This window comes from Flavobacterium flavipallidum, from assembly GCF_038289905.1.
Taxonomy (GTDB): Bacteria; Bacteroidota; Bacteroidia; order Flavobacteriales; family Flavobacteriaceae; genus Flavobacterium; species Flavobacterium flavipallidum.
This window is the reverse complement of sequence record NZ_JBBYHU010000005.1, coordinates 85,610-100,199: the sequence shown is the minus strand read 5'-3', so window position 1 is coordinate 100,199 and position 14,590 is coordinate 85,610. Positions and strand designations below refer to the sequence as shown.

Annotated in this window: 14 protein-coding genes; 7 read left to right on the top strand and 7 right to left on the bottom strand. The window is 32.0% G+C overall.

The genetic code is table 11. From position 1 onward, the window contains the following. Nucleotides 1-6: 6 nt before the first annotated feature. Nucleotides 7-1,557 (bottom strand): DEAD/DEAH box helicase, encoded by a 1,551-nt coding sequence (locus AAEO59_RS04315; RefSeq protein ID WP_341699512.1) that lies wholly within the window; start codon nt 1,555-1,557, stop codon nt 7-9. A 104-nt stretch (nt 1,558-1,661) separates the two neighbouring features. Next, entirely contained in the window at nt 1,662-2,180 is a 519-nt protein-coding gene (locus tag AAEO59_RS04310) for a DUF6155 family protein (RefSeq protein ID WP_341699511.1), read from the bottom strand. A 103-nt stretch (nt 2,181-2,283) separates the two neighbouring features. On the opposite strand from AAEO59_RS04310, the gene AAEO59_RS04305 reads away from it, so the two are divergent. From AAEO59_RS04305 to AAEO59_RS04275, 7 genes are all read left to right on the top strand, one after another. Beyond that, on the top strand, nt 2,284-2,580 hold the full coding sequence (locus tag AAEO59_RS04305) for a DUF3817 domain-containing protein (protein WP_341699510.1): 297 nt from the start codon (nt 2,284-2,286) through the stop codon (nt 2,578-2,580). 176 nt (nt 2,581-2,756) lie between these two features. Next, nucleotides 2,757-3,161, top strand: coding sequence for a glyoxalase (locus AAEO59_RS04300; RefSeq protein ID WP_341699509.1), 405 nt, complete (start codon nt 2,757-2,759; stop codon nt 3,159-3,161). 186 nt (nt 3,162-3,347) lie between these two features. Then, the gene (locus tag AAEO59_RS04295) at nt 3,348-4,061 is read left to right on the top strand and encodes an alpha/beta fold hydrolase (RefSeq protein ID WP_341699508.1); all 714 of its coding nucleotides are present in this window, start codon (nt 3,348-3,350) and stop codon (nt 4,059-4,061) included. Nucleotides 4,062-4,102: 41 nt separating this feature from the next. Further along, complete coding sequence (locus AAEO59_RS04290; RefSeq protein ID WP_341699507.1) at nt 4,103-5,050, top strand: ATP-grasp domain-containing protein; 948 nt, start codon at nt 4,103-4,105, stop codon at nt 5,048-5,050. Between the two features lie 17 nt (nt 5,051-5,067). Beyond that, a complete protein-coding gene (locus AAEO59_RS04285) occupies nt 5,068-6,174 on the top strand; it encodes a carboxylate-amine ligase (protein WP_341699506.1) in 1,107 nt (368 codons plus the stop codon). A gap of 44 nt (nt 6,175-6,218) precedes the next feature. After that, nucleotides 6,219-7,049: a type 1 glutamine amidotransferase gene (locus AAEO59_RS04280; RefSeq protein ID WP_341699505.1), complete on the top strand. Its 831-nt coding sequence runs from the start codon at nt 6,219-6,221 to the stop codon at nt 7,047-7,049. Nucleotides 7,050-7,064: 15 nt separating this feature from the next. Next, nucleotides 7,065-8,255, top strand: coding sequence for a hypothetical protein (locus AAEO59_RS04275; protein ID WP_341699504.1), 1,191 nt, complete (start codon nt 7,065-7,067; stop codon nt 8,253-8,255). 111 nt (nt 8,256-8,366) lie between these two features. On the opposite strand, the gene AAEO59_RS04270 is transcribed toward AAEO59_RS04275, so the two are convergent. Genes AAEO59_RS04270 through AAEO59_RS04250 form a run of 5 tightly spaced genes read right to left on the bottom strand, consistent with a single transcriptional unit; the run spans nt 8,367 to nt 14,581 of the window. Next, nucleotides 8,367-9,065, bottom strand: a complete 699-nt coding sequence (locus tag AAEO59_RS04270) for a DUF4240 domain-containing protein (RefSeq protein WP_341699503.1) — start codon at nt 9,063-9,065, stop codon at nt 8,367-8,369. Between the two features lie 40 nt (nt 9,066-9,105). Next, nucleotides 9,106-10,761 (bottom strand): M1 family metallopeptidase, encoded by a 1,656-nt coding sequence (locus tag AAEO59_RS04265; protein WP_341699502.1) that lies wholly within the window; start codon nt 10,759-10,761, stop codon nt 9,106-9,108. A gap of 38 nt (nt 10,762-10,799) precedes the next feature. Then, nucleotides 10,800-12,014, bottom strand: coding sequence for an ATP-grasp domain-containing protein (locus tag AAEO59_RS04260; RefSeq protein WP_341699501.1), 1,215 nt, complete (start codon nt 12,012-12,014; stop codon nt 10,800-10,802). A 4-nt stretch (nt 12,015-12,018) separates the two neighbouring features. After that, entirely contained in the window at nt 12,019-13,449 is a 1,431-nt protein-coding gene (locus tag AAEO59_RS04255) for a leucyl aminopeptidase family protein (RefSeq protein ID WP_341699500.1), read from the bottom strand. Between the two features lies 1 nt (nt 13,450). Beyond that, nucleotides 13,451-14,581, bottom strand: a complete 1,131-nt coding sequence (locus AAEO59_RS04250) for an alpha/beta hydrolase (RefSeq protein ID WP_341699499.1) — start codon at nt 14,579-14,581, stop codon at nt 13,451-13,453. Nucleotides 14,582-14,590 lie beyond the last annotated feature (9 nt).

Sequence of the window (14,590 nt, the reverse complement as noted above, 5' to 3'; positions counted from 1 at the left end):
TTAGGCTTATTCATCATCTTCATCAGGTTCGTTCATGATTTTCTCACGATACTTTTTCCCAATTAGGATGGTTAGGTTTTTCTTGTAATCTTCAACAAGCCATTCGCGATAGTTTTTACTACACTGGCTTAAACATTTAGCGTAACGCTTAATACGACACTCAATATCATCATCTAATTCCTTAGATAATAATTTAGCTTCCTGCAAAGTTTCTGTATTGTAAACACACATTGTAGCGTGTTGATCCAAAGATTTATCCAAAACCACTTTAGAACGCAAATTTTGCTTAATAGCTAATTTATGCTCTTCATCTACATCAAAAGTTACATCTTCGGTTTTACTGAATTTAGCTCTTAATTCAGGAGGCATAGTGTATTTAAAATACATCTCGATTTCGGCATCATCACGTAAATTCTCCAAATAAAATTCAGGTGATTTAAAAATGTGTTGCCAGTTTACGGGCTCACTCCAAAGTCCGAAACGAGCAGCATTATTACCTAAATCAATAACCGTAAATTCGTCTTTTCCTGGTAATTTACGAGAACCACGACCAATCATTTGAAAATACAATGTCAATGATTTTGTCGCACGGTTTAATATAATGGTTTCTACTGTTGGTTCGTCAAAACCAGTTGTCAAAATCCCAACCGAAGTTAGAATTGCATCCTTTGTATGTTTGAACCAATGTAAAATTTCTTTTCTTTCTTCGTTACTGCTGGTGTTATCTAAATGGCGAATAGCATAACCCGCTTCTCTAAAAGTTTCATATACATATAATGATGTATTGATACCATTATTAAAAATCAAGGTTTTTTTGCCTAACGATCTTTCGGTGTAAGCATGTAATAATTTTTCCTGCATCAGGGTATTCGTATACAAATCGTCTGAAGACTTTACCGTATAATCTCCGTTGATACCCACTTTTAATGAAGTCAAACCTACATCATAACTATAAGTTGTAGCTCTTGCCAAAAAGCCTTTTTCAATCAAGGAACCAATGGTGTCTCCTACAATTAATTCATTATAACTTTGGTTCATTGGTAATTTAATATTAGAACTCAACGGTGTCGCAGTTACTCCTAATATAAATGCATTGGCAAATGAATTTAATAATTTTCTAAACGAATTATAATGTGCCTCATCAATAATTACCAAACCAATATTATCCAATATCAATTTTTCATCATTGATACGGTTTTTAAGGGTTTCTACCATGGCAACAAAACAAGAATACTCATCTTGATCTGGTAAATCTTTTACTTTAGAATTGATAATTTTATTTCTAACACCAAAACCTTTTAACATCTTAGAAGTTTGCTTGCACAACTCAATACGGTGTGTCAATACAACTACTTTTTTATCGTGTTTTGAAATGTAACGACGTACGATTTCTGAGAATATTACTGTTTTTCCACCACCTGTAGGCAACTGATACAGTAGATGGTGTCTTTCAGGACCGTTATCGATGCGCTCAAAAATGGCATCAATATCACCCTGCTGGTAGGCATAAAGTTCTTTTTTTTCTTCTTTTTCTATTTCTATCGTACTATCGAACATTGCTTTTTGTTGAATTTTTGCAAAAATACGTCTAAAAAACAGTTATCTTGTTATATTTAATTTAAATTATTAACTTAATTTGAAATAATTTGATTTACACCTTTTTATTCGTTAAATCGCTCGATAATTTGTAAAAAATCATTCTTATTTTTCCATTTTTGCTCAAGAATCTCGCTGTAAATTGCGTTTATCCGACTCTTAAATTCATTCAAAATACCGTTAGCAATTAAAAATTGAACCGCTTGTTCAAAAGAATTGTACAAACTTTTATAAAAAGCTTCTTGTTTGATAAGATTTTCTGCCGAGAAAGTTTGTGCTATTTCGATAGTATATAACATTACGTCAGCCGTAATATATGGATCTACACCCAGCGTAATAAAGTGTTTAATAATTTTTTGAGCTGTAGATCGACGCATTTTAGCTTTTCGGGTTTTTCCAATAGGAAAAAATTCATTTGAAATTTTCAATTTAGCTTCCTGTAATCGCTTTTCTTCTTTTGGATTAAAAACAAAATCGTAATATTCTTTTACAGCAGTAAATTTTTCATACAATTCAATCAATTGTTCCTGAAGTTGTTCTTTATCCAGTTCGCTCAAATATTTCTTTAAATCCCTTTTGCTCATTATGAAAATTTTATGATTGCAAATGTAAATTACTTTGAGGTTAATTAGCCGGAAAATCAATGATAATCATTATTTTTGCGGGTAAATATTTAAAATAATATCCATGCTTAAGATTTTTAAAATTACTGCTCTTCTTGAAGGAATTTCTTTTTTAGTTTTAATGGCTAATATGATTTTTCTAAAACCTAATAACCCTGAACTTTACCACACTATTGTTAAGCCCTTTGGTTATGCGCATGGAGCTTTATTTATTGGTTATATTATTTTAGCTCTTTTGTTGAAAAAAGAACAAAATTGGAGTCAAAAAGACTTAGGGATTATTCTAATTGCTTCTCTAATTCCATTTGGTACTTTTTATGTAGAAAAAAAATACTGCAAAGAACCTCTTTTATCAAAATAATTGCTACATCACTATAAAAACTGAAACCGCTAATAGCTATTAGTGTTTTTTTTTTTGTAATAAACTGATTTACAGTTAATAGTTTTTTATAGTTGTTAAATGTTTTATTCTTGACTAAGATTTACTTTAAAATAAAATTACTTCGATTATTTTTTTTCTATATTTAAGAAAAAAAGATGAGCCAGAGAGATCGTTTTTTAAGTGAATTCAGAGGCGAAGCTATCGGGAGTGTTAGCACGCAATCTTCTTCGGATGAAATTTTTCAAAATGAGGTTTTGAGACCTATATTAAAACTGCAAAATGATTTATTCATCGCTTCTTTTCATAACTACATTAGCAAATACAAAAGGGATTTTTACACCCTTAGTGTAGAAAAAAAATTAACTATTATTGAAAATGCCATTCAAAAAGACATCAAATTCAGGAATGCATTAAAAGGAATGGTGATTGCTTTATTTACTGTCGATGAATATCTAATTTATATCAAAAACTCTTCAAGTTTAAATAAGCGTATGATGAATATGCTTATCGAAAGATTAAAAAATCAAGTCCAGTTATTTGAACAAAGTATCATTGGATAAACAACAATTTATTTGTGTTGTTGTGTTAAGAAATTGCTTAATGTAAAATCGATTTAAATAAAAAAAACGGATAACATTGAGTAATAACAAAGAGAATATTATGTTTTTGTTAAAAACATTGTTTCACTCCTAACTTGACTCTTTTGTGTAATAAATTTCATTATAATTGTCCAAATTAAAGTTATTATGAAAGAAGATTATTTTAAATGGTATTCACCTAATTTAAATAGAGACACTGAAATGTTAGTCTTTGGTCATTCAGGTTATCCTGTAATCTTGTTTCCAACTTCCATGGGGAGTTATTATGAAAACAAAGACATGGGATTAATTGAATCTGCCAGATGGTATCTTGAACAAGGATTAATTCAAATATTTTGTCCTGACAGTATTGACAAGGATAGTTTTTATAATAAACACATTCACCCTGTACATCGTATAGAAAATCACGATTGGTATGACAAAATGATTTGTCATGAAATTGTAGAAAAAGTACGTTTCAATACCACTTCGGGAAAAGTAGTGATGGCGGGTTGTAGTTTTGGAGGTTTTCATGCGGCAAATTTTGCCTTCAGGCATCCCGGTTATGTGAGCCATTTATTTAGTATGAGTGGTATTTTTAATATCAAAAGTTATTTAGATGGCTTTCATAATGATACTGTTTTCTACCATACACCGGATGATTTTCTACCGGGATTTAATGACTATCAATTGTGGAATATGGACATTGCATTAGGAACATCTAATTGGGATATCTGTTTTGATGCTAATCTAAAAATGAGCAAATTATTATCTGAAAAAAATATGCACCATTGGTTAGATATCCGACAGGACAAACTACACGATTGGCCACTTTGGAAAGAAATGTTTCCTCATTATTTATCCCGAATTAAATTTAGCTAAACCAATAAAAAACATAGTAAAGTATTAAAGCAAAAACAAACATGAAGAAAATCGGAATTCTATTTGGAATGGAAGATACCTTTCCACAAGCTTTTATTGACCGTGTAAATTCAAAAAATGAAAAAGATATTGTAGCCGAAGCCGTTTCTATTGACAAGGTTATCCAAAACAAAGGCGGTGAATATGCAGTTATTATTGATAGAATCTCCCAAGATGTTCCATTTTACCGAGCCTTTCTTAAAAACGCTGCTCTTACAGGAACTAATGTTATCAATAATCCTTTTTGGTGGAGTGCCGATGATAAATTTTTCAATAATGCCCTAGCCGATACTCTAGGTGTGCCACTACCAAATACTGTTATTCTCCCTTCGGTGGAACATCCCTCCGATACAACTTCTAAATCTTTTAGAAACTTAAAATACCCTTTAGATTGGGAAGGAATTTTTGACTATGTAAAATTCCCAGCTTATATGAAACCTTATGCCGGTGGTGGTTGGAAAAACGTTTATCGTTTAGAAAACAAAGAAGAATTTTGGGAAAAACATAAAGAAACAGGACAACTGGTTATGTTATTACAAGAAGAAATAGTGTTTACTGAATATTTCCGTGTTTATTGTTTAGGTGGTAAAACTGTAAAAATTATGCAATACGAGCCAAGAAATGAACCACATTTGCGTTATGTTCTTGACGGTCCTCCGGTAGATAAAAAATTATTAGCCACTATCAAAGATTATACAATTCGTCTTTGTAAAGGTTTAGGTTATGATTTTAATACGGTGGAATTTGCTGTTAGAGATGGAATTCCTTATGCTATCGATTTTGGAAATCCTGCACCCGATGCCGATATTAATTCGGTAGGTGCTGAAAACTTTGAATGGGTGGTTGAAGAAGCGGCCAAAATGGCAATTGCTGCCGCAAAAAAACAAAAACCCGGAAAAATAAATCTGACCTGGGGAAGTTTTATGAAAAATGCTGTTGGATTAAAATAATTATCGAAAATATTTAAATGAAAAAATTGCCGGTTTTTACACTGGGTATTGAAGAGGAATACCAAATTATAGATCCTGAAACCAGAGATCTACGCTCCCATTTGTCTAAAATTGTTGATGGAGCAAAAATATTATTAAACGAACAGGTAAAGGCCGAAATGCATCAATCGGTTGTAGAAGTGGGGACAAATGTTTGTAAAAATGTAAAGGAAGCCGAATGCGAAATAAAATTTTTAAGGACGAAAATTGTTGAATTAGCCGAAAAACAAGGATTAATTGTAGGTGGTGCAGGAACTCATCCTTTTGCTAAATGGCAGGACCAACTTATCACCGACGATCCTCGTTATCATAATATCGTTAAAGAATTACAAGATGCCGCGCGTTCTAATTTGATATTTGGAATGCATTGCCATGTAGGAATTGAGAATCGCGAAATTGGGTTACAATTAATCAATCAGGCCTGTTATTTTTTACCACATATTTTTTCCTTGTCTACAAACTCTCCATTTTGGGAATGTCGACAAACGGGTTTCAAATCCTACAGAACAAAAATTTTTGATAAATTCCCTAGAACAGGATTACCGGAATATTTTGATTCCTTGTCTTCTTATGACAATTATTTAGATACTTTGGTAAAAACTAATTGCATTGACAATCCAAAGAAAATTTGGTGGGATTTGCGTTTGCATCCTTTTTACGATACCATAGAGTTTCGTATTTGCGATATGTGCCTAACGGTTGAAGAAACCATGTGTATAGTCTCTATAATTCAAGCTGTTGTGGCTAAATTATACCGACTTAATTCACAAAATTTGAGTTTCAATAATTATCGATTGGCTTTGATTAAAGAAAATAAATTTAGAGCTGCACGTTATGGAATTGAAGGAAACATGATTGATTTTGGACTTCAAAAAGAAGTGGAGACTAAAATGCTAATTATAGAATTACTTGACTTTATTGATGATGTGGTTGATGAATTAGGAAGTAGAGAACATATCAATTTTGCTCACCAAATTTTGAAAAATGGTACTGGCGCCGACAAACAATTGGCTGTTTATGAAGAAACAAATGATTTGACTAAAGTAGTCGATTTTATAACTTCTGAATTTACTAAAGGCTTATAAAATAATAACTTATCTTTGAATAACTATTTTGAAAAGTGGGACTAATGAAAAAGAAAAGTATATCAATTGCTATATTAGATATGTACAATGGCGAACCCAATCAGGGGATGCGATGTTTAATTGAAGTTATAAACCGATTCACTCCTTTTGTCTCTTTTAAAATATTTGATGTTAGAGGAAAATGTGAATTGCCCAAAATAGATGAGTTTGATATTTATATTTCATCTGGTGGTCCTGGAAACCCTTTAGAAGGTGATGGAAACTGGGATAAAAAATATTATGAATTTATTGATGCTGTAGTAAAATGGAACACAGAGAATCCGATAAAAAAATACATCCTCTTTATCTGTCATTCTTTTCAAATGGCTTGTAAACATTTTGGATTAGCTGAAATTACTAAAAGACACGATACTTCATTTGGTGTAATGACTATTCATAAAACTAAAGATGGCCTTAATGATTTGTTATTCGAAGGATTAGCCGACCCATTTTATGCCATTGATTCGAGAGATTATCAGGTTGTACAACCCAAACTGAGTGTTTTTGCAAAAAAAGGGGCTAAAATTATTTCGCTGGAAAAAATTAGAGATAATGTACAATATGAAAGAGCGATCATGGGAGTACGTTTTACAGATCATCTCGTAGGAACGCAATTTCACCCCGAAGCTGATCCAATTAGTTTTCTCTCACATCTGAGGGATAAGGAAGTCAAAGACAAAATAAGAAAAATGAAAGGTAAAAGGAAATTTAGAAATATGCTTGAAGACTTAGTTGATGATGATAAAATTTACCGTACCAATGAGACTCTCATTCCTAATTTTCTGCGTGCTGCCATAACTGACCTGATGAAATCTAAAAAAATCATGTCAAATTAATTCCTCAAAAAATAAATGATTTCAAAATATAGAAAATTATTCAACGAACAATTTACTTCTGAAAAATACCAGAAATTAAAGAATGATATTGCTCAGGATTTTGATTACGAACCTACTTTTAGACTAGGTGAAACTCCTTTTTTTATTTCAAATGAATTAAAAGCGCAACTTATAGAAGGCTGTAATGATGTTATAGCTTTAATTCAACAAAAAAACTTTAAAGAATTAACTAACAAATCATTAGATTTAAATACTAAAGTCCCTAATGAAGACAATCATAGTACTTTTATAGCTATCGATTTTGGAATTTGTGAAGAAGATGGAAAAACAATACCTAAATTAATTGAGGTACAAGGATTTCCTTCACTATTTAATTATCAGGTTAATTTATTTGAAAAATTCAAAAAATATTATCCTTTTCTTGATGAACTTACTCCGTTTTTGAATGATTATAGTTCACAAGATTATATGAAAATTCTAGAGGAGGTTTTTTGCAACAATCATCCTAAAGAAAATGTTATTTTACTCGAAATAGAACCTGAAAAACAAAACACCAAAATTGATTTTTATTATTGCAAAAGAGATCTTGGAATCCCTTTTGTATGCGTAACTGATTTGATTAAAAAAGGAAATCAGTTATTTTATAAAAACGAAAATGGTGACGAAATTCAGGTAAAACGCATTTACAACAGGGTCATTTTTGACGAATTGAATCTACGTCCTGATTTAAAAATGAATTTCAGTTTTTCTGATGAATTGGATGTAGAATGGGCTGGACATCCCAATTGGTTTTTCAGAATAAGTAAGTTTATTTTGCCGCTGTTAAAAGGGAAATATTTTATAGAAACTACTTTATTAAGTGAACTAAAAGAAATTCCAGAAGATTTAGAAAATTATGTTTTGAAACCTTTGTTTTCTTTTTCAGGTTCAGGTGTGATTTTCCATGTGAAAAAGGAAGATATTGAAGCTGTTGTTGATAAGGAATTGTATATTCTTCAGAAAAAAGTAAACTATCAGCCTATAGTACAATCACCAGATGGTAAAGTTAAAGCCGAAGTAAGAATGCTTTGTACTTGGAAAAAAGAAGATGCCGCTCCTACTCTTTTAGGCAATTTAGTACGTTTGAGTCGAGGCGAAATGATTGGCGTGAAATATAATAAAGATAAAGACTGGGTAGGTGGAACAATTGGTTTATTTGAAAGGTAATTTTTAAAAAAAATACAAACAACTAATATAGATAACAACTTAGGATTTTACTAAATAAGTCTTTGAAGCTGTAAAAACAGGAATCAAAACATAAATGACTTATAGTGGAAATTATTTCTTCCAGAATTTTTTAAATAAAACGGGACAAATTTTTTCCATTGTTGCTGGATCATCTACATTCCAATTGAATTCTAACAATGGATAATTTTCGTCAGTACTTTTAAAATTTTCATAATCGATATACTCTTCGGCTTCTTTGTAGGTAAGATTTTTAAAAGCTGTATTGGCCACATACCAGAAACCTTCAAAATCATAGGTTTTGGGTTCGTTTCCAACTAAATTAACTAAGTAATCTGGATTTTCGAGGGTCTTATAATAGGCTTCTTTTCCTCTTGAAATCAACCAACATCTGAAATAATCAAAGCCGTCTTCAGCACCACCATTACTAATAATATAATTGGCACACCATAAATTTGAAGTATAGGAATCGAATAAAAGTTTGTCGGTTCTCAAGCGAAAACCAATTATTTCTTTTAATGGTAGTTTTTCTAATTCGGCTGAAAGAAAAATTTCCTGATCTTCCTGATTGTTAGTTTCTTTTAATGATTTATCAATAATTTTCCAATAGTTATCTTCATCAAGCATTTCACTTGAAGGCGCAAAATGAATAGAATCCAAGTTAATTCTGGGAGCGACTTCTATAGAATCTTTACTACTTTCTAACACCACTTGAACGGGTTTAGTATTTTGGCCGTAATTGATGCCAAATACCATTAAAAAAAGAGACAGGAAGAAGTGATATTTTTTCATTTTAAAAGCATTTGGAATTTCCTGATAAAATTAGTCTATTTTAATTTGTAATATTCACCCCGGTCACATAAAAATTATCATCGATAATTAATTTTGGATTTTCGGCAATATTAGTCTCACTTTTCCAGATTGTTTGTGGTTTAATCCATTTTTCAACTCCATTGATACTAACTTTAATTGGTAAATCAAATCCATTAACACAATTGTTCCAACGATAAAATAATTGCTTGTCTTTAAAATAGTAATCTAATTTTGGAATTCGGATATCTCGTAAATATTGATTGAAAAACGGTTTCAAATCAATTCCTGTTTTTTCGCTTAGATAATTTTCAATTTGCTTTGTGTTGACCGTTTGATGATAAAAAGTACTATTCAAGCCTCTCAAAATTTGCCTCCATTTTTTATCATTATTTACAATTTGGCGCAAAGTATGCAGCATATTCCCTCCTTTTGGATACATATCGCCTGAACCTTCTTCATTTACATCATAATAGCCTATTATTGGTTTGTCATTTTTAATGCCTTTTCTTGTTCCGATAACATATTCAGCTCCTGCTTCTTTACCATAAAAAAATTCCACAAAAAGGCTTTCGGAATAATTTGTAAAACTCTCATGAATCCACATATCGGCAATATCTTTATAAGTAATATTGTTAGCAAACCACTCGTGCCCGGATTCATGAACAATGATAAAATCAAACTTTAATCCCCAACCCGTTCCGCTCAAATCACTTCCTAAATATCCATTTTGAAATTTATTACCATAAGTAACAGAACTTTGATGCTCCATGCCTAAATAAGGAACTTCAACTAACTTATAACCGTCTTTATAAAATGGATAAGGACCAAACCAATACTCAAAAGCCTTCAACATTCGGGGAACTTCTTTGAATTGTTTTTTGGCTATTTCCAAATTCTCTCTCAAAACATAATAGCTGCAATCTAAAATTCCTTTTTCACCTTTATATTTTTCTAAAAAAGAAACATAATCCCCAATATTGATATTCACTCCGTAATTATTGATAGGATTAGAAACATACCAATTATAAGTAGACGTACCATCATTCTGTTTTTTTACACTAAGCAAACGACCATTGGAAACATCCATTAAATCAGAAGGAACATTAACGCTTATGAACATATCATCCACTTCGTCGTACATATGATCTTTATTAGGCCACCATACACTTGCACCCAATCCCTGGCAGGATGAAGCAATAAAAGCTTTTCCGTTGTTGTCTTTTTTCCAGCTTATTCCTCCTTCCCAAGGCGGATTAACAGCAACTTTAGGTTTTCCACTATAAAAAATAGTCAACTCTTTTATTGCACCTTTATTTTGTGGAGCAACTAAATCAATCCAAAAAACATTGCCTTCTCTTCTAAATTTTAAGGCGATACCGTCCTGAATAACTTTGTTGATTTCTAAAGGTTTTTGTAAATCAATTTGCATTACATTATACTCTTGTAACACTTGATATTTAACTATGTTAGATCCTGTAATTGTGCTATCTGAAGGATTGACTTTTATATCTAATCGGTATTGTTTTAAATCCCACCAGGCACGTTCTTTAGTGATACTTCCACGTAAGCTGTCTTGTTTAGTAAACGAAACCGCTTTGGTATTTAAAAGTTGTTGTGCTTGTATTTCATTAGAAATAAATAATGACAAAAAAAGTATAATATAGATATTTTTCATTGATTATTCTTTGAACTTAAATATGATGAACTTAAATTTTAATGCAATTTACTTACTTTATTCTGTTCTACAACCACAGTATAATCTGCAATTAAACGATCGACATAATTATTGAGTAATTCCAAAACTCTTTCGTTTTTATTCGATTTAACGATTAGCCCTGCGTGATAATCCAGTGGAACTCTGAAACAAACTTCGGGATCCGAAAAAGAAGACAAATCAGGATGTTGGTATTTTGATAAAGTCAAAACGATACCGGCATATTCTTTTTTCAGTTTTGGCAACTGATACTTTTTTTCTTTTACCAAAGCATCTTCAATAGTGGCCCATTCTTTCCAAAGATTAATATTCGAAGCGGCTTCGACCATTTCGGCAATATGTGCGCCACCTACACGAGAGGAAGTTTCCAGAAAATAAATTTTTCCATCTTCATTGCATTTTATAAATTCACTATGAGCAGCACCATTTTTTAAACCAAAACTTTTTAGCACTTCTTGATTAACTTTCTTAATTTCGATATCGTCTTCTGAATCATATGGAATATTTGTACTTCTAAAAACGCCACCACCTTGCGAAATTTCCATTGGCGTAGCTAAATATTTTGAAGTCAGAGAGAATATTTTTTTACGTTCTAAAACTAAACTGTCACAATGATAAACAGCACCAGGTTTAAATTGTTCTAATAAATATTTAAAGCGGTTATTACCCATTTCATTGATATGAATCCACAAGGTTTCTTTGTCAAAAACCTTAATAATTCCAGATGCAGAAGCTTCTGAACGTGGTTTTAAAACCCATGGAGGCGAAACCGTATCAGCAAAAGTATTGATGTCATGGTCATTAAACAAAGAGCAAAAATCAGGAATAGGAATTCCACAACTTTTGGCTCTCATACGCATCGCTAATTTATCTCTAAAATAACGTCCCGTAGTTTGTCCCATTCCATCAATTCGGAGGTTTTCTCTAAGATACGTCGCCTTTTCAACATCATAATCATCTAAAGCAACAATGGCGTCTATTTTAGTTGACTTCATCAAATTGCCTACGCCAAGTAATAAATGTTCCAAATTCCAATCGATATCCTGACCTTGCATATAGAAAATCTCATCTATATGATCGTGTGGCCAAGGCTTGTCTTTTAGTTTTTCACTAGTAACAAGATATACCGTATTACCTAGTTTTTTTAACTGAATTAGAAAATCAGTTCCTTTAAAATAATTTGAGATACAAACGAAGCTTTTATTACTTTCCATACTATCATAAGTTTTCTATGAATTTTGCTAATAAGTGTACGCCATAAGCGGTTGCATGTTTGCTTTTTGCAAATTCATCATCACCAAATGCAACCCCGGCTATATCCAAATGTGCCCATGCTTTATGTTCTTTAGTAAAGAACTCTAAGAACTTAGCAGCACTAATGGCGCCAGCAACGGGTTTTCCACTAAAATTTTTAACGTCGGCTATATCACTTTCGATGTCTTTTTTATAATCATCCCATAGAGGTAAAGGCCATAAACGCTCCCCAATACTTTCTCCTACTTCCTGAAGTTTTTTAGAAATAGCTTCATTATTACTAAACAAAGCTGCACATTCGTAACCAAAAGTAGCTACACTACTTCCGGTAAGTGTAGCAACATCTACAATATATTCAGGATTATAATTTTTAATTAAATACGACAATCCATCGGCCAAAACCAATCGACCTTCGGCATCAGTATCTATTATTTCAATGGTATTACCGCTATAACTGTGAATGACATCACTGGGTAAAAATGACTTGCTATCAACGGAATTTTCGGCGCAAGGAACAATGGCGGTAACTTTCACAGGCAATTGTAAATCGGCGATTAATTGCATGGCACCCAATACAGCAGCTCCACCAGCCATATCACATTTCATATGTAGCATTCCGGCTGTTTTGATATTCAATCCGCCGGTATCGAAGGTGATTCCTTTTCCAACCAAACCGATATGCTTTAGATTCGCTTGATTATTTTTAGGACTGTAATTCATAATTACAAATTGGGCTTCATTTTCGCTTCCTTTTCCAACGGCTACAAAAGCACCCAAATTTTCTTGTTTGGCGGTTTCTAATCCAAGTACTTTTACTTCAAAACCGTATTGATTACCTTTGTTTTGAGCCCATTGTGCCAGATATTTTGGAGTCACTTTATTTGGGGGTAGATCAACCAGACTAAGGATTTCAAGTTGGGCTCTGGCAATTTTAATCGCTTTATCGATAACTTTAGAATAATCTTTTGAAGATAAAATTTGGAGTACAAAATTGGAATTTAAAAACGGATGATTATCCTGTTTTTTATAATGACCTAAATTATAAGTTCCTAAAAGCAAACCTACAATAATAGCTTCTAAATGTTCTTCAGTAAAAATATCCGGAAAAAATAAAGACACATTTGAGCTAAATGTGTCTTTTTCTTTGTAAGCAATTCTTCTGAAAATCGTTTTTAACGATTTATAATCTGTTGTTTTTCCTAAACCAATAAAAACAAAAACAGTATTGTTTTTTTCGGCTAGGTAATAAGTATCTTTTTTTCCACTGAAAACTATAGACGAAATTTCTAAACCTTCAAACTGAATTAATGGAACATCTTTAGAAACCGTTTCATAAATGGGAACTAAAACCGTTCCGGAGAATTTTTCTAAACTATCAATTTTTGTTACTTTCATTTTAATTGTCTTTAGTATTGAAAAATAGCCATTCTATTGCTTTAGGAAATTCGTCACTCCAATAGGTTTCGTTGTGTTTACCTAATTTGTTAATACTAAGATTAATTTTCATCTCATCATTAACAAAATCATTTTCGAGCATTCTTTTTTTGAACGTTTCCACATGTTCGATCATGGTTTCACTTTCATCACCACCTGCGTATAGATAGATTTTGGTACTTCCGCCTTCTTTATTTTTAATCTTGATTTTTGGGGTAACCCAAAGTGAAGGCGAGAAAATCATTAGTTTTCCAAAAACTTCAGGATGTCTTAATCCTGAAAAAATACTAACCAAAGCTCCCATCGAACTTCCTCCTATTCCAGTAAATTCTCTTTCCTTTTTAGTTCTAAAGTTACTATCGACATAAGGTTTTAGGGTTTCAACCAAAAATTTAATGTACTTCTTTCCAAGACCTTTTCCTAAAACAGTCTTACCTACATTGTATTCCTGTATGCGACCTCCTTCGGCATGTTCTACAGCAATTACGATAATTTTTCCAACTTTGTATTCAGACATTACCGCTAATTTTTTGTCGATTTCCCAATTACCAAATTTGGCATTTTCATTGAATAAATTTTGAGCATCTTGCAAATACATTACTGGATAACTTTCGGTAGAATTATCGTAATCGTGCGGCAAAAGTGCCCAAACTTTTCGGGTAGTATTTAATTGAGGAATTTCAAATTCATCCGAAATCAATTGAATTTGAGGTAAAAAATTTTGTTTAAATGGCAACCAGTTTTTTCTCCATCTAAAAACATGTTCTTTTTGGATTCCAGTATGTTGATTAGTCGAACGATTTTCGGTGCGTTCTCCATTAGCATCAATTTCTACAGCACTCCAATCCCCTTTTGTGAATTTATACAACACCGTTTCAGGCAAAGGAAAATCATGTTTAAATTTGAAATGATACAAACCCGTACCTACGCGTTCCATTACAAATTCCTTATCCTGAGTACGCCAATCGTTAAAATTTCCTGAAATATAAATGGGACGAGAATCATCTTCGTCGGTAGTTAATATAATATGTAATCCCGTTTCTATTTTATTATCTATCAAATCTTCTGAAAAATGAGTTTTGTCAAAAATCATGAGTTATTA

Excerpts from the sequence above, each read along its gene's own strand:
- AAEO59_RS04310 (WP_341699511.1), bottom strand. The coding sequence starts at position 2,180 with ATGAGCAAAAGGGATTTAAAGAAATATTTGAGCGAACTGGATAAAGAA.
- AAEO59_RS04275 (WP_341699504.1), top strand. The coding sequence starts at position 7,065 with ATGATTTCAAAATATAGAAAATTATTCAACGAACAATTTACTTCTGAA.
- AAEO59_RS04285 (WP_341699506.1), top strand. The coding sequence starts at position 5,068 with ATGAAAAAATTGCCGGTTTTTACACTGGGTATTGAAGAGGAATACCAA.
- AAEO59_RS04260 (WP_341699501.1), bottom strand. The coding sequence starts at position 12,014 with ATGGAAAGTAATAAAAGCTTCGTTTGTATCTCAAATTATTTTAAAGGA.
- AAEO59_RS04305 (WP_341699510.1), top strand. The coding sequence starts at position 2,284 with ATGCTTAAGATTTTTAAAATTACTGCTCTTCTTGAAGGAATTTCTTTT.
- AAEO59_RS04265 (WP_341699502.1), bottom strand. The coding sequence starts at position 10,761 with ATGAAAAATATCTATATTATACTTTTTTTGTCATTATTTATTTCTAAT.
- AAEO59_RS04315 (WP_341699512.1), bottom strand. The coding sequence starts at position 1,557 with ATGTTCGATAGTACGATAGAAATAGAAAAAGAAGAAAAAAAAGAACTT.
- AAEO59_RS04295 (WP_341699508.1), top strand. The coding sequence starts at position 3,348 with ATGAAAGAAGATTATTTTAAATGGTATTCACCTAATTTAAATAGAGAC.
- AAEO59_RS04280 (WP_341699505.1), top strand. The coding sequence starts at position 6,219 with ATGAAAAAGAAAAGTATATCAATTGCTATATTAGATATGTACAATGGC.
- AAEO59_RS04270 (WP_341699503.1), bottom strand. The coding sequence starts at position 9,065 with ATGAAAAAATATCACTTCTTCCTGTCTCTTTTTTTAATGGTATTTGGC.
- AAEO59_RS04300 (WP_341699509.1), top strand. The coding sequence starts at position 2,757 with ATGAGCCAGAGAGATCGTTTTTTAAGTGAATTCAGAGGCGAAGCTATC.
- AAEO59_RS04255 (WP_341699500.1), bottom strand. The coding sequence starts at position 13,449 with ATGAAAGTAACAAAAATTGATAGTTTAGAAAAATTCTCCGGAACGGTT.
- AAEO59_RS04290 (WP_341699507.1), top strand. The coding sequence starts at position 4,103 with ATGAAGAAAATCGGAATTCTATTTGGAATGGAAGATACCTTTCCACAA.
- AAEO59_RS04250 (WP_341699499.1), bottom strand. The coding sequence starts at position 14,581 with ATGATTTTTGACAAAACTCATTTTTCAGAAGATTTGATAGATAATAAA.